This window comes from Pseudarthrobacter sp. fls2-241-R2A-127, from assembly GCF_030209355.1.
In the GTDB taxonomy this organism is placed as follows: Bacteria; Actinomycetota; Actinomycetes; order Actinomycetales; family Micrococcaceae; genus Arthrobacter.
The window spans coordinates 270,840-288,250 of the sequence record NZ_JARVSF010000009.1 but is presented as its reverse complement, the minus strand read 5'-3'; the positions used below and the strand labels follow the sequence as shown (position 1 = coordinate 288,250).

At 65.9% G+C, this 17,411-nt stretch carries 8 protein-coding genes and 1 pseudogene; 3 read left to right on the top strand and 6 right to left on the bottom strand.

Going from position 1 to position 17,411, the window contains the following annotated elements; translation table 11 throughout:
• Positions 1 to 5: 5 nt before the first annotated feature.
• Positions 6 to 1,532: an oligosaccharide flippase family protein gene (locus tag QRN53_RS07940; RefSeq protein WP_285243465.1), complete on the top strand. Its 1,527-nt coding sequence runs from the start codon at positions 6 to 8 to the stop codon at positions 1,530 to 1,532.
• Positions 1,498 to 3,093, top strand: coding sequence for a glycosyltransferase (locus tag QRN53_RS07935; protein ID WP_285243464.1), 1,596 nt, complete (start codon positions 1,498 to 1,500; stop codon positions 3,091 to 3,093). Before QRN53_RS07940 ends, QRN53_RS07935 begins: the two co-directional genes overlap by 35 nt.
• Here the strand turns inward: QRN53_RS07935 and QRN53_RS07930 are convergent.
• From QRN53_RS07930 to QRN53_RS07920, 3 genes are read right to left on the bottom strand one after another with little or no spacing between them, the layout of a single operon-like run.
• A complete protein-coding gene (locus QRN53_RS07930) occupies positions 3,077 to 4,285 on the bottom strand; it encodes a glycosyltransferase (protein ID WP_285243463.1) in 1,209 nt (402 codons plus the stop codon). The two genes, QRN53_RS07935 and QRN53_RS07930, sit on opposite strands and share 17 nt — an antisense overlap.
• A complete protein-coding gene (locus QRN53_RS07925) occupies positions 4,266 to 5,165 on the bottom strand; it encodes a YveK family protein (RefSeq protein WP_285243462.1) in 900 nt (299 codons plus the stop codon). The genes QRN53_RS07930 and QRN53_RS07925 overlap by 20 nt, the downstream gene beginning before the upstream one ends.
• The gene (locus QRN53_RS07920; RefSeq protein WP_285243461.1) at positions 5,162 to 6,574 is read right to left on the bottom strand and encodes an O-antigen ligase family protein; all 1,413 of its coding nucleotides are present in this window, start codon (positions 6,572 to 6,574) and stop codon (positions 5,162 to 5,164) included. Before QRN53_RS07920 ends, QRN53_RS07925 begins: the two co-directional genes overlap by 4 nt.
• Before the next feature lie 326 nt (positions 6,575 to 6,900).
• On the opposite strand from QRN53_RS07920, the gene QRN53_RS07915 reads away from it, so the two are divergent.
• Positions 6,901 to 8,088 (top strand): hypothetical protein, encoded by a 1,188-nt coding sequence (locus QRN53_RS07915; protein ID WP_285243460.1) that lies wholly within the window; start codon positions 6,901 to 6,903, stop codon positions 8,086 to 8,088.
• 171 nt (positions 8,089 to 8,259) lie between these two features.
• Here the strand turns inward: QRN53_RS07915 and QRN53_RS07910 are convergent, their stop codons facing one another.
• The 3 genes and pseudogenes from QRN53_RS07910 to QRN53_RS07900 form a co-directional block, all read right to left on the bottom strand.
• Complete coding sequence (locus QRN53_RS07910) at positions 8,260 to 12,951, bottom strand: DUF4082 domain-containing protein (RefSeq protein ID WP_285243459.1); 4,692 nt, start codon at positions 12,949 to 12,951, stop codon at positions 8,260 to 8,262.
• A gap of 125 nt (positions 12,952 to 13,076) precedes the next feature.
• Positions 13,077 to 15,806 carry a WecB/TagA/CpsF family glycosyltransferase gene (locus tag QRN53_RS07905; RefSeq protein WP_285243458.1) on the bottom strand — a complete coding sequence of 910 codons (2,730 nt, stop codon included), beginning with the start codon at positions 15,804 to 15,806 and terminating at the stop codon, positions 13,077 to 13,079.
• 295 nt (positions 15,807 to 16,101) lie between these two features.
• Positions 16,102 to 17,401: pseudogene (locus tag QRN53_RS07900) on the bottom strand (M18 family aminopeptidase).
• Between the last annotated feature and the right edge of the window lie 10 nt (positions 17,402 to 17,411).

The following is a 17,411-nucleotide window of genomic DNA, read 5'->3' as shown; positions in this document are numbered from 1 at the left end:
AAGCGGTGAAGCGCCCCGGCCACGCCTCCGTCCGGGAGGCCGGGCAGCAGTCCGCAGGGCCGTCCGCGGGGCCGCAGAACGCGCCCGGCGCCACCTCCGCGCTGGGCTGGAGCCTGCTGAACACTGCGGTGGCCAGGTTCGGCACGCTGGGAATCGGAATCGTCCTGGCCCGGCTGCTCGGGCCCGACTCGTACGGCAGCTTCGCGGTGGCCATGGTGGCGTTGCTTGCCGTCCTGACCGTCAACGAATTGGGGGTCAGCCTCGCCATCGTGAGGTGGCCGGAGGATCCCGCACCGATCGCGCCCACCGTGACCACCATCTCGATCCTCTCCAGCGCAGTGCTTTGCGTGGCCGGCCTCGCCGCCGCCCCGTGGTTCGCGGACCGCATGGGCGACCCCGGCGCCACCGACGTTGTCCGGGTCATGGTGTGCTGCGTCCTGGTCAGCGGCGTCGTCGCCACACCCGCAGCACTGATGCAGCGGGCATTCGACCAGAAAACGAAGATGCTGATCGACCAGGTCAATGTCTGGGTGGGGGCCATCGTCTCGATCTGCCTGGTGTTGGCCGGTATGGGTGCAATGAGCCTGGCCGTTGGCCGGCTGGCGGGCACGGTGGCCGGCGGCCTGCTCTTCGTCATCAAGTCGCCCCTTCCCCTGCGCCTGGGACTGGACCGCAGTGTCCTGATGCCACTGCTGAGGTTCGGGCTGCCCTTGGCAGGGACGAGCATCATCGTGTTCTGCGTGGGCTACCTGGACCAATTGGTGACAGGCAGTACGCTCGGGCCGGTGATGCTGGGGATGTACGTCCTGGCCTTCAACCTGTCGAGCTGGCCGGTGACCATGTTCTCCCAGCCGCTCCGAAGCGTCGCTCCCGTGGTGCTGGCCCGTATGCAGCACGACCCGCAAAGAATGGGCTCCACGGTCACGGCCCTGATCGGTGTGCTGACGTGCGTCGTCTTCCCCGCCGTCACGTTCCTGGCGGCAGAGTCCGAAACCATCGTCCGGATCGTGTACGGCGACGCCTGGGCGGGGGCAAGCGCCGCACTGTTCTGGCTTGCCATGGTGGCCGGGCTCCGGATCCTTTTCGAGTTGATCTATGACTACCTGGTCGTTGCGGGAATGACAGGCTCCATCATGTCCATCCAGGTGTGCTGGCTGGTGGCCCTGCTACCCGCACTGTTTCTCGGCGCCGGCGGCGGCATCGCCGGGGTGGCCATGGCCCAATTCGTCGTCGTCGCCGCGCTGGTCCTGCCCCTGTATCTCTGGCGTTTGCGGGCTGTGGGCGTCCCACCGCTCCGGGTCCTCCGGCAGCTGCTGCTGCCCTCGGCTGCCGCCGCAGTGCTGTTGGCCGCCTCTGCCCTCCTCGGCCGGATGGAACTCGGAGTCCCCTGGGCCCTGCTGCTCTCAGGTGCAGTCGCCGGCTCCCTCACTGCGGGCCTGCTGTGGTTGAAGCACGCCGACGTTGCCATGTTGAAGAACCTGGGAAGGAGCGGTGGCCTTGCAGGGCATCAACGCCAACCGGGAAACCTTTGAACGCCTGGTGGAGACCGCAGGCCTCCTGGCAGCAGCCGGGCTGTGGGAGCGCGCTGCGGTGCAGGCACAGCTTGCCGCCCGTTTCGCCTGGACAGACCACACCGGGTATTTCGGCCACCAAGGGCTTGAAGAGGTCCTGGCCAGGCTACGGTCCTCCATTGCACATCCCCGGCCTGCGGCGCCGGGAAAACCGGGCAGGCGCCGTGTGGTCCACGTGGCCACGCAACTGTATGGAACCGGCGGCCATACCCAGAGCATTGCGCACTGGATCAACCAGGATCCGGACTCACACCACCGGGTTGTGGTCACCCGCCAGGGCAGCACCGAGTGTCCGGCCAAAATTGTCGCCTGCCTGGCGGACCCCCGCGATCTGGTCCTCCTGGACCGCCGGCCGGGCGGGCTCATGAAGAGGGCAACGGCATTGCGCCGTATCGTCGCCCCGGCCGACGTCGTTATTGTGCACGCGCATCCGCACGACGTCGTTCCCTCCCTTGCCTTGGGCGGCCACGGCGCGCCGCCCGCCGTCTACGTCAACCATGCGGACCATGTCTTTTGGCAGGGAACGTCTGCCGCTGCCCTCGTCCTGTGCCTGCGGGCGAGTGGACGGGACCTGGCCATCCGCCGCCGGGGAGTTGATGCCGGGCGCTGCGTGGTGGCCAATCGCCCGCTCGAACTCGCCCCTGCCGGGCCGGGCGGGCCTGCCGGGGAATCGCAGAGGTCCGCTGCACGGACCGGGTGGGGCATCCCGGAGACGGCATTCGTGGTGGTATCCGCCGCAGCGGGCAGCAAATACGATCCCGTCGGTCCGGACTCCCTGATTGGCCTGTTCAGGTCCTTCCTGCTCCGGCGGCCGGATGCGCACCTCCTGGTGGCAGGCCCCTCCCCCGCCGGAGCCTGGGCGGCGGCGGCAGCTGCCACCGGTGGAAGGATCCGGGCCGTCGGGCGGCTTGCCAACATTTCGCCGCTGCTGTCCATCGCCGATGCCTACGTGGACTCTTTTCCCTTCGCGTCGCTGACCTCGCTGCTGGAGGCGGGCGCACACGGGCTGCCGCTGGTGACGTTCAGGGGCCATCCGGACGAATGTGCAGTCCTTGGGTCGGATTCACCAGGACTTGAAGACCTCCTCCTCGCCCCCTCAACACCGGCAGGATTCGTCTCAGCCTTGGCGGAACTGGCAGATTCGGAGTCCGCCAGGACCGCGCGGGGATCCGCCACCCGCAGGGCAATCGTCGAGGGCCACAGCCCCTCGGCCTGGCGGGAAACGGCGGAGCGCGTGTACACCGAGGCGGCACTGGCGCCACCTGGGCCGGTTGCACCGGGGCCCACTCCTTGGGGAGACGGACCCGTTGACCGGCTGGTGGGGTTGGTGCAGCAGGAAACCGGCTTTGCCGGCCTGGACGCGGCCTGGGCGGACATCACGCCCTTCCTTGGAGCCGCCCAGCGGATCCGGCAGTGGGCGGCCTGGCGGAAGTCACCGCATATGGGCCTGGCCCAGTTGGTTCCGGACCACGGCCGGGCGTGGGTGTCGGACGCCCGGAGGCGGCTTAGCCAACCTTCATAGCGAGGGGGGTCGAGCGGGGGGTTCGGTAGTATTCCTCCGCCGCATCAACCGCCGGCCCCGTGAGCAGCCATGGTCCGGTATTTTCGTGGAATCCCAGCATGATCCTCCGTCCCGCCAAGGCGCCGACCACCTCACCGGCGGTGTCGAAGCTGATGTTGGTCACGGCGACGGTGCGGTCCGGCCCGTGGGCGGACACCAGGGCGGCAGCGGCCGCGTCGTCCACTGCCAGGAAGCGGAACCGGACACCTCGCCGGTCCAGCTCCAGTGGCTTGCCCAGTTCATGCCCTCCGGTAATGCCGGGGAGCACATTGATCACTGTGGCAGCGTCGAGTCCGGCGGCGGCACAGATGTCGTCTATGTCGCGGCGAAGGTCGCCCAGGACCGTGACGGGGCGCAACGGGGATCTGCTGCGGAGCTTGTGCGCGGATACTGATTCCCGGAGCCACCGGTACCGCCACTTCTGCGAGTCCACCAGGCCGGACAGGACGGCGGGAACACGTGGGCGTTGCTGCACGGTACCGCAGGTCGTCACGATCGGCAGCTGATCCGGATACGCTCCGGCAATCCACTGGTGCGCCTCGGCCAGCCGGTCAAGATTGATGGTGAGGCTGTTGTGGGTCAAGGGGATGTCGGCCACCGCCACGCGGCTGCCGGTCGACCGAAGCCGGGCTCCGTATTCCACGGCGTAGGCGTGCCAGGACAGGTCCGGCTCCTCGCTCAGCGGCTGCCGCCGGATGTGGTCCCGGCGCACCATGAACAGGACTTCATCCAGGCTGTCCACATCCGTCAGGCCGGGTTCCTGGCGGCCGGACAGGACGATGCGGTCGCGGATCAGCCCCAGGAGGCGGCCTTCTCCGGTCATCCCGGTTGCGCCCACCATGCCCAGGGACAGATCCGCCATCATGGCGGCTGCCACCTTCTCCATCGCCGGGATGGAGTGCAGGAAGACATCCTGGTGGACAAAAACCACGACGTCGTTCCGCGCCAACGCTGCGCCATGGTTCAGGGCCGCTCCGGCGGCGGAAAACTGCCCCGCAGTATTGTCGACGGGCAGGTATTCGAGGTCCGGGGCGTCCGGAAGGCCGGCTGCGATGGAAGCCGTGAGGCAATCCCGGAGCACTGCAGGGTTATTGAAGACGCAGACCACGGAGACCGGGGCGCGCCGCTCCTGATCAGCGTTTGACGGGGACATCAGTGCGCTGCTCCTCGAAGGTAAGGTCCTGCAGCTCGTGCTGTGGCAGCAGGAAAGGCGAGTCATGCACCGCTGCCACCGCATATTTCCTTGGTTTCCGGTCCTCCACGGCCCGCGGGGCCGCCGCGCTGCCGCCGCCAGGTTTACCGTCCTCGTCCGGGACGGCTGCCGGTTCTGCATTGCGGTCGGCGGAGCGCCTGCGCCTGGACACGGGCTTGGCCCTGTCCGCGGCATCCTTCCTGGCAGCCCGCGAATTTTCCAGCATCCTGGCGATCGAGACAGCGCCGAACAGGAGGATGACGCCACCGATCAGCACCACGATCATCGAACGGAGCCGGCTGGAGAATTGCTCTGTGGCTTTGCTGGGCGGGTCAATCTGGAGGGCCGTGAAGAGGTAGCGGTCATCAGCCCCGTTGACTTTCTGGGCATCCCGCAATTTGGCGGTGAGATGCTGGCCCAGGGCTTCGGCAGTCGTGATGGCCAGCTGCGGGCTGGATCCCGTGGCCTCCATCCTGATGAGTTGGCCCGCACCAGTGGTGGCCGGCAGGGTCACGGTGTAGTCGGGTGACAAACCGGCGGCCTTGAGCGAGTCGACGACGTCGGTGGAGCTCAGCTTTGTCGCCATCACCTGCGTGATCAGGGAGCTGTCCGCCGAGCGCAGGTAGGGGTTGTCCGAGTTTGCGGCGGCGAGGGCGGGGTCGGTGCGCATTTCTTCGACGCTGGGCACGCGTGGCGTCACCAGGACGTAGACGGTCGACGCCATGTAGCTTCGGGGCGCGTAGAAGAACACGTACGTAGCCGCTGCAAGAGTGAGCACCAGGACCGTAATCATCGAGACCTTGTGGCGCCACAGGATTTTAAGAACCGAGACGGGAGTCATGGGAGCCTTTCAGATTCTGCAAGGTTGGAGCCTTGTTCCTTGGTAGTCGGGCCAAGTGCCCGTCGTTCGGCGGCGACGAGCAACCACACCGTTCCTGAGAGCCCGACGCATATCGGGTACACGAGTGCGAGGACGGGGAAGCCCAGGGAGTCAAAGGCAGCTGAAGCGGGGGCGGCCACCAGGCAGGCGGCCGCAACTGCTGCCGAAAGTGTCTTCAAGCGTTCCTCTTTGGCGTTGAAGGCAGCCAGCCAGGCCGCGATCCCGGGAACCACCATGTACAGCAGGAGTGCCAGGAACCCCGGTACGCCCATTTCGACGATGGTTTTCAGGTACTGGTTGTCCAGAATCTCGATGGCGTTTCGTGTCAGGTACGCCCCCGGCCCTATTCCAAGCCACGGCCGGGCGGACACCATGGCTTCCACCCGGGGGTAATCCTCAAGCCTGGCGGTGATGGAGGGATCGGCCGTTCCCGCCGTCACCGAACCGAACAGGGTTGCGACGAACCCGGGAACCGCGAGGAAGAGGAGTGTGGCAGCACCGGCGAACCCCAGCACGGTCCACTGCCGGGACCGGGAGGGGAGGAACGGAAGGAAGACCAGGGCCACGGTCAGGACACCCAGGACCGCCGAGCGGGAGATCGTCGCGGCGATGGCAAACACGATGAAGCCCGTCCCGGTCCAGTGCATCCATGCGCGGCCCGACTTGTCATACAGTGCGCGCCACAGGGACAGCGGAAGGAGCATGGACGCGAGGACGCCCAGCTCGATGGGATGGAAGGTGCTGCCGGCCACCCGGAGGAAGCTTCCGCGTTCCTGGAACGGCTGGTTCCCGCCATTGTTCTTGAACCCGGGCAGTACCCCCTGGAACCACGCCATGGGATCCACGTGGGTGGTGAACTGGATGGCCGCCACGATGCTGCAGAACACGGCACCGCGCAGGAGCGCACGCACCAGCATCATCGCAGCGTCCACAGTCCGCGTCGTCTCAGTGGTCACCAGCACCAGGCCGGATGAGGCCACCATCAATAACATCCACCGGTCGGCACTCGCACGCGTCGCATCGGTGGAGCTTCCGCTGATGCCCACGTACATCGCGGCGTAAGAAGCACAGGACACCGCAAAGAGGGCCGCCAGCGCGAATCTTCCGGGATGCTCCCGGTCGATGGTCTTGTGCAGGCCGAGCATGACGGACGTGACCCACAGTGCGAAAACCAGCAACGCAAGGATGTGTGCCACATAGCCTGCGGCACCCAGCGGTTCCAGCACCAAATTGGAGGGGAAAACAAAACAGGCCACAGCGGTTACCCGCAGGAGCAGTGGTGGCTGTTGGTCCTCGCCGTCAACGCGCAGGGTGGCGTCCAGTCGGACTTCCGGGCCCAGCACGGATGGAACTGGCAGATGCTTTCCCACATCCCCCCAATCTTCCTGCCGGGGTTGAAATACCCTTACACGCTCAATGTTCAGGGTGATAGCGTAGCTCCAAAATCATTAGTTGTCGCCGCTTATTTCCCTTTTATTCAGTATGACATTTGACCCGTGATTTTACGACAGGAATTGCCATGAAAACCCTGTTTGAAGCATCCGCAAAAACTGCCGGGGGCATGCGTAATTCCACAAAATCCATCAAGAAAACCGCAATTCTATTGACTTGCCTTTTAGGAACGTCCTGTATGTCCTCGAGCGCCTTCTCCGCGTCCTCAGGATCAGCTCAAGATCCACTTCCTGAGGGAGTCAGTGTGCTCGGCATTGACGGCGGCCCGGGCTTCTACGGGAAGTTCTCGCCCACATTGCCGGCTGACCAGAACTTCTTTCCGCTGGGCGTGTGGTTTGAAAGCGTCCTGCAGGAATCGGATATTGCGACGGACCGGGCTGCGGGCCTGAACACCTATGTGCAGCTCACTGATGACTCGAATGTGGAGCTGGTGCGCAGCAGCGGCCTCCATGCCCTGCCCTCCACAGTGGTTCCCGGGGCGTCCGGGTTCGTGGTTTCCGATGAAGTGGACATGTGGGCCGGCGGGGGGAACTCCGCGTGGACGGGCAAGTCCCAGGGTGAAGGCGTGATCTGCGAGCCCGCAGCCTCCGAATGCGGTTACACCGTCCAGGAGGCCCTGGTGAAACTCTTCCCGCCCCGGGCGCTGCGTTATTCCAATTACGGCAAGGGCGTGACGTTCCAACTCAAGAATCCGCAAGCCGCCCAATTCGTCAACAGCTACCAGGACGTAGTTTCCGCGGATAACTACTGGTTCACGGATCCCTACATTTGCAGCCTCGTCGAAGGCGGCGCCGTTTTCGCCGACGGGCGTGACCTCAGCGATGCGGAATGCCGCACCGGCGCCCACTACGGCTGGACGGTTGACCGGGTACGGTCCCTGGTCCAGCCCGCGGGTTCCAAGCCGGTGTGGGCGTTTGTTGAAGTCGGCCACCCGTTTTCCGAGAGTGATTCGCTCACGATCAGTCCCGCCCAGCTGCGCTCCGCGGTGTGGAGCAGCATCATCCACGGCGCGCGGGGAATCGTCTATTTCAACCACAATTTTGGTGGCGCGTGCCAGTCCCAGCATGTGCTGCGGGATGAATGCGGCACCGCCATCCGTCCTACGGTAACCGCCGTGAACGAGCTGATCACCACCCTGGCTCCGGCGCTCAACACGGGTTCGGTGACAGGGTTGGTGACCGCAAGCAGCAAGGACGTTGATTTCTCCGTAAAAGCCAGTGCGGGCCACTTCTATGTTTTGGCGGCGTCTACGCGTCCCGGTCCCCAGTCCGTGACCTTCTCTGTACGGTGCGGCGAACCAAGCCAAGCAGAAGTCCTGGATGAAAACCGTTCAGTTCCGGTGGCGGACAACGCCTTTACGGATACTTTCAGCGACGCCAACGCGGTGCACATCTACCGCCTGAACGGTGGAAACACCTGCGGCCTTGGCTGAGGGCTGGTTTCCCGGCCCCGTGGCAGACGACCAAGCGGAGCAGGGCTCTGAAGGCTGATCGCCGGGCCCTCCCACCCCTGGCCCCAGTCATCTGACGGACACAGGGGTGGGGCCCGCGACGCCGGATTGCGCCGCGGGCCCCCGGGTTGCCCCGCCGGTTATCCCCGCTTCCTAGGGGGTGGTGACTTCCACATCCACCCAGTAGTTGGTGGCGTTCCAGGTGTTGCTGGGGAACCCTCCGGTGCCGTAGGCGTAGACGCCGTTGGGACCGCTGGTACCGTCAGCCAAACCGTGGAGGATGCCGTTGTCCGCTGACTTGCCGGCAAAGAACGCACCGTCCGCCGAGTAGTACCCGTTTGGTGCCAGGTACGAAACCACGTAGACCGTATTGGCGCTGATCGGAATGGGTGTCGCGAATGTTGCCCGCTGCCATCCCGAGGCGCCTTCGTTGGTAAACGTTACCGATCCCAGCAGTTGGCCGCCTGAGGTCCAGAGCTTGCCAACGTGGGTACCCGTGTTCTGCGGGCCCTTGTAGAACCGGACCGCCGTGACGGTGGCGTTGGTGTCAGAGGTGAACTTCATGCCCAGTTCCACTGACGAGTTGTCCTGGGCGGTAACGGTGGATGGAACAGTGGTCGGTGCAAAGACGCTGCACGGGCAGCCCGCGGTTGGTTGCGGGGCTGTGGTGAACGACCAGGTGTACGGCGATGCCATGGCCTGTCCGTTGCTTCCCGTCGCGCCGGACACGGTGGCCGTGAAGGTCGTGCTGTATGCCAGCGCGGTGGTTGGAGTGAACACCGAAGTGTTGGTCAACGTGTCATAGCTGAGGGTGCCCGGCACGTTGGTGTTCGCAGCGTCCTTGACGTTGAAGACCACCGTGCTGGGGTCAACTGCCCTGTCGTACGTCGCCTTCACCGTGGTGGTGGCGGCGACGTTGGTGGCGCCGGGGGCCGGAGAGGTGGATGACACCGTTGGAACACTGATCGACGAGGACCCGTTCAGCACCACATCAACCCAGTAGTTGGCGTTGTTGTAGCTGCTGGAAGGGAACGCGGACGTGCCGTACTTGTACACACCGTTCAGTCCGTCCACGCCGCTGGCCAGGCCGTGGAGCGGATAGTTGTCCACGCCCTTGGTGAAGAAGGCTCCATCTGCCGAGTAGTGGCCGTTGGGGGCGTAGTACGAAACGATGTACGTCGTGTTCGCCTGGATGGCCACGGGTGTGGAGAAGTTTGCCTGCTGCCAGCCGGACGCCGACTCTCCGGTAAAGGTCACGCTGGCCAGCAACTGCCCTCCGGTTGTCCAGAGCTTTCCGGTGTGCGTCCCGGTATTTTGGGAACTCTTGTAGAAGCGGACACCGGTGACGTTCCCGGCAATGTCCGAGCGGAATTTCATTCCGAGTTCAACCGACGATCCGTCCGGTTGGTTAATGGTGCCGGGCAGTGCATTCGCGGCAAACACGCTGCAAGGGCAGTTGGCCGTGGGCTGGGCCACCGTAGTGAAGGTCCAACTGTAGGGCGCGGTCATTGCCTGGCCCGCCGCATTTGTCGCCCCGCTGACGGTCGCTGTGTAAGTGGTGTTGTAGGCGAGGGCGGAGCCCGGCGTGAACGTCACGGTGTTGCCCGAGTAGCTGCTGGTGCCCGTGACGTTGGTGGTCCCGGCCGTGAGGGTGAAGGTAATGCTGCTGGCGGTCACCACCTGGTTGAACGTCGCGCTTGGGGCCGTGTTCACGCCAACCGCCGTCGCCTTGTCTGGCGGCAGCGTTGACGTCACTGCAGGCGGCACGGGCGCGGTGGCGGTGGTGAACGTCCAGGAGTATGGGCTTGTCATCGCTTGTCCGGAACTGTTCGTGGCACCGCTGACCGTTGCCGTGTAGGTGGTGTTGTACGCCAGCGGGCTGCCGGGCACAAAGGTGGAGGTGTTGGTTGCGGAGCTGTAGCTGGTTGTCCCCGGCACCGAGTTCAGGGACGGATCCAGGACGCTGAAGACCACCGAGGTGGGGACTACGGCCTGGTTGAACGTCGCTGCCGGGGTCACGGAGATGGGCACTCCGGTGGCCTGGTTAGCCGGCGATGTGCTGCTGACGGCCGGGGCCGGAGGGGGCGCCCCGGTGGTGAAGGTCCAGCTGTAGGGGCTGGCCATTACCTGCCCGGCCGCATTGGTTGCCCCGCTGACGGTCGCCGTGTAGGTGGTGTTGTAGGCCAGGGCGGCAGAGGGGGTGAAGGTGACGGTGCCTGAGCTGTAGGCGGCGGTGCCCGCTACTGCGGTGTTGTCCGGCTTCGTCAGCGTGAAGGTGATACTGCCGGCCGTCACGGCCTGGTTGAACGTGGCCGACGGCGCCTTGGTGGTGGCGACATTGGTGGCGGCATTGGCGGGGTCGGTCGAAGACACTGCCGGCGGCACTGATGCCGACGGAACGAATTTGACGTCCACCCAGTAGTTCTCGGCGTTGTACGAGGACTGCGGGAATACGCTGCTTGCCCCGTAGGTGTAGACGCCGTTGCCGGAGCTGGCCGTGTTCCTCAACCCGTGCAGCACGCCGCTGTCCAGGGATGAGTGCCCTGCCGGCATGGGCGACGGGTTGGGATACATGAAGCCGGCAGCCTGTGCGTAGTGTCCTTGCGGAGCGAAGTAGGAGACCACGTACGTGGTGTTTGCCGTGATGGCCACGGGCGTGGCGAAGTTGACCGTTTGCCAGCCAGTTGCCGTTTCGTTCGTGAACGTTGCCGTGGCCAGCCGGGTTCCACCCGATGTCCACAAACTGCCGACGTGAGTGCCCTTGTTCAGGCTCGACTTGTAGAAGGAGACGCCGGTGACGGTTCCTCCGGCCTGGGCGGTGAACTTCATCCCGAGTTCCACGCTTCCGCCGTCACCGGAATCCGGCGTGTCCGGGATCATGCTGGACCCGAAGATGGAGCAGGGGCATGACACGTTGACCGAAGCTCCGGATCCCGGCACCTCGATGTTCCCTGAATCATCCGTGGCGCGGGTCTTCACGGTCACTGCCGGGCTGCCGTGGACTGTCCAGGTGTAGGACCAGTTGGTGGTGCCGGTGGCGGGGCGCCAGGTGGTTCCACCGTCGGTGGAGATTTCGACGCCGGCCACCACCCCGCCGGTGTCGGAGGCGGTCCCGGAGATGGTCACGCTGGAGCCGTCGGCCAGGGTCTGGCCGTTCAGGCCGGAGGTGATGGCCGATACGGGCTTGGTGGTGTCAGTGGACTTTGACGCAGCCACCAGCCCCGACATCAGGGTGGTGGGCTGGACGCCCATGTCTGCGAACAGGTTGACGGTGGCCTGCTGCATGTTCTTGTCGGGGGTGCTGGTGGGGATGGTGAAGTTGTCCAGGCCGTAGGCCCACTGAACGGTGCCTGCGCCGAAGACCAGCGCGCCGCTGGCGGCGCGGTACATGATCAGGTTGTGGGTTTGGCTGGAGGCCGCGGTGGTACTGCCGTAGTCGGTGAAGGCCTCGGGAACGGACACGGTGGTGGCGGAGAGTTTGAACGCGCCGGCGGGCCGGAAACCGTTGTCGGCGTCGATGTCCCACTCGTAGCCGAGCGTGTCCAGGCCGCTTCCGAGGGTGAGCGACTGGGTTCCCGTCAGTTTGGCGGCGGCTGTGTTGCGCCACAGCCGCATGCCCGCATATTGGGCGGGAACCTTGATGTCCGCGGAGCCGGAGTTGACCAGGAAGAACTGTCCGGTCAGCGAGTTCTCCGGGTTGCCGCCGCCGGTGGACGTGCCGAACCGCGGATCGCGCCAGGTCCCGGTCCATTCCACCGGGTCCACGGGCGTGTTGTAGTGGGTGTCCTTGTAGGACACCAGTGTGCGGCCGGCGGTATTGCTGCCATCGATGGAGGCCTCCCAGCGGGTGCGCCAGAACGCTTCGTTGCCGCTGAAGAAGGCCAGGTTGACTCCGGCGTTCCGGGCAGCCTCGACGTTGCTCCGCTGGCTTCCGCTCCAGTACTCGTCGTGTCCTGAGGACATGAACATCTTGTGGTTCAGCAGCAGGCTGCCGCGCGTGGCAGTGTCCAGGCCGCTGATGTAGCTGACGTCGTAGCCGTTGGCCTCGAGGAAGCGGATCATCGGGTATTCGGTGTCCATGAGCCAGCTGTGGCCCTGGTCGCCGGTGGATAGGAACGGCCGGTTGTAGGACACCTTGAACGCGGACTTGTAGGCCTGCGGATTGCCAGTGGGGCATGCCACCGTGCACTGGTAGAGGCTGTTTCCGCCGTAGGTGTTGTACGCCTGCCATGTGGTGTCGGAGGTCTGCACCACCATGCCGCTGGTGCCGGCGTCGTTGCGCACCACGAACGGAATCATGCTGTCGCCGCCGGTATCGTTCCGGACCAGGTGGGCAAAGTACACGCCCGAAACAGCGGTTGACGGGACCGTCCACGACGCCGATACTCCCCAGTTGCCGCAGTCCACCAGGCCCGTTCCGGACTGGGTGAGGCACGCCGGCTGGGACTGCGGCAGCTTGGCCGTCAGTGGAATGCTGGCGGCGATCTTCCGGGCCCCGTTTCCCTGGTAGTAACCAAACCGAAGAATGTCGATGTGGTAAGCGCTGGCGGTGGTGTTGATCTTGAAGCTGATCGATTCGCCCAGGTTGACGCTCATCGCCGTCCCGAAGCCCTGGATGGACGAGTCACCTGACCCGGAAACCTCCCAGTCCGAGGACGGGGTCCCGGGCAGCGAGTTTTCGCAGGCGACGGCGCTGGCTACCGGGGGCGTGCAGGCGTCGGCGTGGGCCGCCGGCGCCTGCGAAAGCGTGGAACTGAAAGACAGCATCGCGGCAATAAGGAACAGTACGGAAAAACTTGCTGCCGCACGCAGCCTGCCTTCAACGGGCTTTGTTTTTGCAAACACTTTAACTCCAGTTCGAGACGTGAATGGCCATGTGGGCGCCAGGTGCCTGCACTATCCGATTAAGGGAATAGGCGGCCATGTGGGGAATGCGGAAATGAAATTCATTTGTGGGTAATTTCGGGAATTCAACCCCAGCCCACTCCCCACGACTGCAATTCATAATTGCGGCTGCTGTCGTCCCGCTCCCAGGCGGGGCTTCGTCGGCGTCGGGCCGCTCGGCCCGCAAGGGCGAAAGCCGCATATATTGCGGCATCCACTGCGGAGCCGGGACCTTTGACTGAAAGTGCCAGTTGGTGCGCGGTCCGTCCCGCGTGGGCGCCCGGAATGTCGCGGAGTTCGCAATTCCCGCGATACACGCGCTTGAGGGTGGAGAGGAGTGCCCGGCCGGTCCGCGGTGTACGGACGGTCACCGGCGGGCAGGCAATGGTCGCTTTTTCGGAGGAGTCGAACAAGCGGTCGATGAAGCAGTCGTCGGCGGTGACGGGCGGAAATTCACCCAGCCGTTCGTGCCCTTTGCGGCTCAGGCCGTAGACGCCGGCACCCCACATCGAAGCTGAGGCTTGCGGGAGCCGGTTGCGTGCCCGGTAGTAGGCGCGGACCAGCCACGAGGCGCCCGCCGTGTCGTAGGTAAAGGCGGGCCGGGCGCACAGGGGCCCGTCGTCGTCGGAAAGTGCCTCCAGGGTGGCCCGCAGCGCGGCCACCGGTACCTCGATGTCCGCGTCAATGTAGAGCCGCGGCCACCGGGTGGCGGCTTGGTCGCCGGCGTTGAGGGCAGCGGTCTTGGACGCTGCCTCCACGCAGACCACCCGGACGCCTGGAAGGGAACCGGCCACGGCCTCCGTTCCGTCGGTGCATCCGTTGCAGGCCACCACCACGTCCACGTTCCCGCTGGCCAGGGGTGCCTTGAGTGCTTCCAGCGTCCTTCCCAGGACCGAGGCTTCGTTGTGCGCCGGAATGACGACCGTCCCGGAGGGAAAGTCCCCTTCCTGCTCCTGGCGGTCCGGGTAGGCAACGGCGTGGGGCAGGTCGGCCCACCGGGACTCCCTGGCGATCAGTCCCAGGATTCCCCGGTGGGCGGGCAGGGGTGCCCGCAGCAGGGCAGAAAGTACGACGGCGGCACGGAAGGCGCGTGCGTAGCCACCGTGATGGAATTTGCGGACATAGCGGATCCGGTTCGCCCCCATGAGGGCATCAAGGGAGGGCGAGCTCCCGGATGCGCCGCGGGAGTGGACCATGGCTGCAAGGGGCTCGAACCAGACGGCGGCCTTGAGCTCGCGGACGCGGTGCAGGTAGTCCGTCTCTTCCGAGTACAGGAAGTAGGACTCGTCCCAGCCGCCAACCCGGTCCGCGATGTCGGCGCGGATCAGCAGCGCCGCCCCGGTGGCCCAGTCCACTTTGTGCGGGTGGGCGTAGCTTTCGGCGTCGAAGTCCATTTCCGTCAGCCATCCGGGGCGCCCTTGAAACCTGCTCCCCAGGAGGGCGTCCCCCAGTGCGCGTGAGATGCTCGGCTCGCGGCGCAGCGAGGGGTAGACGCTTCCGTCATCGTCACGCAGCAGGGGCACCACCACTCCGGCACCGGTGCTCTCCATGGACTTCCGGAGGGCCATGACGGCACCGGGGCTTAGCCTGAGGTCCGGGTTGAGGACCAGGTAGGCATTCGCACTTCCGGCTTTCGCCCAGGCCGCATTGATGCCGCCCGCGTATCCCAGGTTTCCCCCGGTGGCGAATGCGGCAACACCGGGAAAATCCTGCAGGCAGGACAGCGTCTCCGGGTTTGGGGAGTTGTCCGCAACCACCACCTTGATGGACTGCTCCCGGGTCTGCAGCCGGAGGCTCTCCAGCAACCCGCAGACATCCGCACCATTGTTGTAGGTCACCACCAGCGCGGCAACGTCCGCGTGTTGCCCGGTGGGGGTAAAGTCCCCTGCCGCGGGGCGGGCCTCCCGGGTGGGACCTGAAGGTGGTTCAGGATCACGGGCCACAGGGGCACCGGGGGCGGTATCGGTGCTGTGCCGGCGGAGCTTCAGGTAGGCCTCCGGCCCCTCCACGATGTACCGTTTGGCGAGCCGTCGTGGCTCCATGGCCAGTCGCCACGCCCATTCGAGGCCCATTTTGCTGACCTGGGCCGGAGCGCGGCGTACCTGGCCGGCGAGGAAGTCGATGACCGCCCCGAACGCCAGCAGGACTTTCGCCCCGGTGAGCGCCCCGTACTCCCCGATCCAAAGTTCCTGCCGCGGTTTGCCCAAACACACCACCAGGATGTCCACTCCTGCGGCATGGATGTCCGCACACAATGCCGTGACGGCGGCAGCATCCGCCAGCACCTGGCGGGGCGGCGCCCACCAGCCGGCCACGTGCAGGGCGGGGAGCTCTGCTTCGAGCCGGGTGGCAACCAACTGCTGGGTTTCCGGGCTCCCGCCCAGGAAACCCACGGACCGCCCCTGTGCCGCGGCATCATCGAGGATCTGGCCTATCAGGTCACTCCCGGCGAGGCGGGGCCACCGTTGGCCGGTGAGCTCCTCAGCCTTGGCCACCAGCGGGGCGCCGTCCAGCAGCGTCAGCCACTCCAGCTGCGGTATGCCCAGCGTTTCTTCCCACCGGCTGCCGGTGCCGAAGTGGTTCACGTGGTCCAGGTTCGCCGACAACACACCCAAGGGGATGTTGGCGGTGCCTGCGGCACGTTCCATAATGGCTGACAGGGCGTCCCCACGGCTCATCAGGTCAACCCTGACGCCGCCGAGCGTGACAGCCTGTTTCCGTGGGCCGCCAAGGGCGGATGTTCCCCGCGGTGTTACCAGCGCGGCCATCCCCAGTTTGTGGATGCGGCGGGTCAGGCGTCCAAGTGCAGATGTCATTCCGGCTCCATGCTCACAGCGCAGGAGCACGTCGGCCGAAGAAGGGGTCTGCACTCCCCGTTTCAGCCACGCACCGGTCACCCGGCACGGCACCTGTCGCATCTGTCAGTTGTCGACGGATGCCACCGGTTGGCAGGACTGTGAGGGGCCTGGTGTCCGGCCCGGAACCGTGGGCCGGATACCCAGGGGCATCCGTGTTTCCCCACCGTAGGCCGGGGGCACCCCTTAGCCGGAGCCCGGGACGCTACCTATGTGGGTACCCGCACGAACCTTTGTGGTGCCACAAAATGCAGGCTTAGGCCGGGGTGCGGAAGAACAGCTCCGAGACGGCGGCAAGGCGGAGGGGATCCTCCACGCCGCACAGTTCCCGCGCGGAATGCATGGAGAGCAGCGGCACGCCCACGTCCACTGTCCGGATGCCCAGGCGCGTGGCCGTGAGCGGTCCGATGGTGGAACCGCAGGGCACCACATTGTTGGAAACGAATTCCTGGTAGGGCACGCCTGCTTCGCCACAAAGCCTCGCCCAGAAGGCAGCACCGAACGCGTCTGTGGCGTAGCGCTGGTTGGCGTTGATCTTCAGGAGCGGTCCCCCGTTGAGCACGGGGTGGTTGGCGGGGTCGTGCCGTTCGGCGTAGTTGGGGTGGACGGCGTGGCCTGCATCGGCAGAGAGGCAGAACGACGCCGCCAGGGCCTGCCGCCGCTGGCTCACCGTGGCGCCCAGCCCGTCGGAGATGCGCACCAGGATCTTCGAGGATGGGCCCGCACGCGCCGGAGCGTGAGCTGGAGCCGATTTCCTCGTGGTCGAACGCTGCGAGCACTGCGATGGGCCCGCCGGCCGGGCCTGACGCGGCATGCGCAGTCAGGGCCGCCAGCCCGGCGTGCGTGGCTGAAAGGTTGTCCAGCCGCCCTGATGCGAAGAACTCCCCCTTGCCCCCGAAAACCGCAGGTGCCTGCGTGTCCGCAATGACGACGTCGTACCCGCCAATGCCGGCCGGATCAACGGAAGCGCCCTCAACGGAGGCGGCCAAGACGCCCAGCAGGTCCGAATCGGTGGGGTTGCCCAGGCCCCACACCGGGTTCATGTGGCGCTGCTTGTCCAGCGTGAGTCCGTCGTTCACGGCCCGGTCCAGGTGGATGGCCAGTTGCGGGAAGCGGAGCAGCGGCCCGGTGGCGGCCAGGTGCTGGGTGCCGTCGAGCATCACCAGCCGGCCGGCGAGCCGAAGCTCACGGTCCAGCCAGGAGTTGAGCAGCGGGCCGCCGTAGATCTCCACCCCGGCCTGCAGCCAGCCGTGGGCGCCGGTGGTGGGCTTCGGCTTGAGTTTGAAGGACGGCGAGTCGGTGTGCGCGCCAAGGATGTTGAATCCGGTGGCAGGGCCGGCTCCTTCGGGGACCACCCAGGCGATCAGTGCGCCGTCGCGGATCACGAAGAAGGAGCCGGGCCCGCCCTCCCACGGCTGCAGCTCGTCCAGGCGGAGGAAGCCCGCTTCCTCCAGCCGCCGGCCGCCTTCGTGGGCGGCGTGAAAGCTCGACGGCGATGCGCTGACGTACGCGCCAAGGTCCTGGATGTGGTCTGCGGCAGAGGAAGTCAAAGACATGGTCCCGAGT

What these genes read in the sequence shown, in the direction of transcription:
- QRN53_RS07925 (WP_285243462.1), bottom strand. Translation starts at nt 5,165, where the DNA reads ATGACTCCCGTCTCGGTTCTTAAAATCCTGTGGCGCCACAAGGTCTCG.
- QRN53_RS07930 (WP_285243463.1), bottom strand. Translation starts at nt 4,285, where the DNA reads ATGTCCCCGTCAAACGCTGATCAGGAGCGGCGCGCCCCGGTCTCCGTG.
- QRN53_RS07905 (WP_285243458.1), bottom strand. Translation starts at nt 15,806, where the DNA reads ATGACATCTGCACTTGGACGCCTGACCCGCCGCATCCACAAACTGGGG.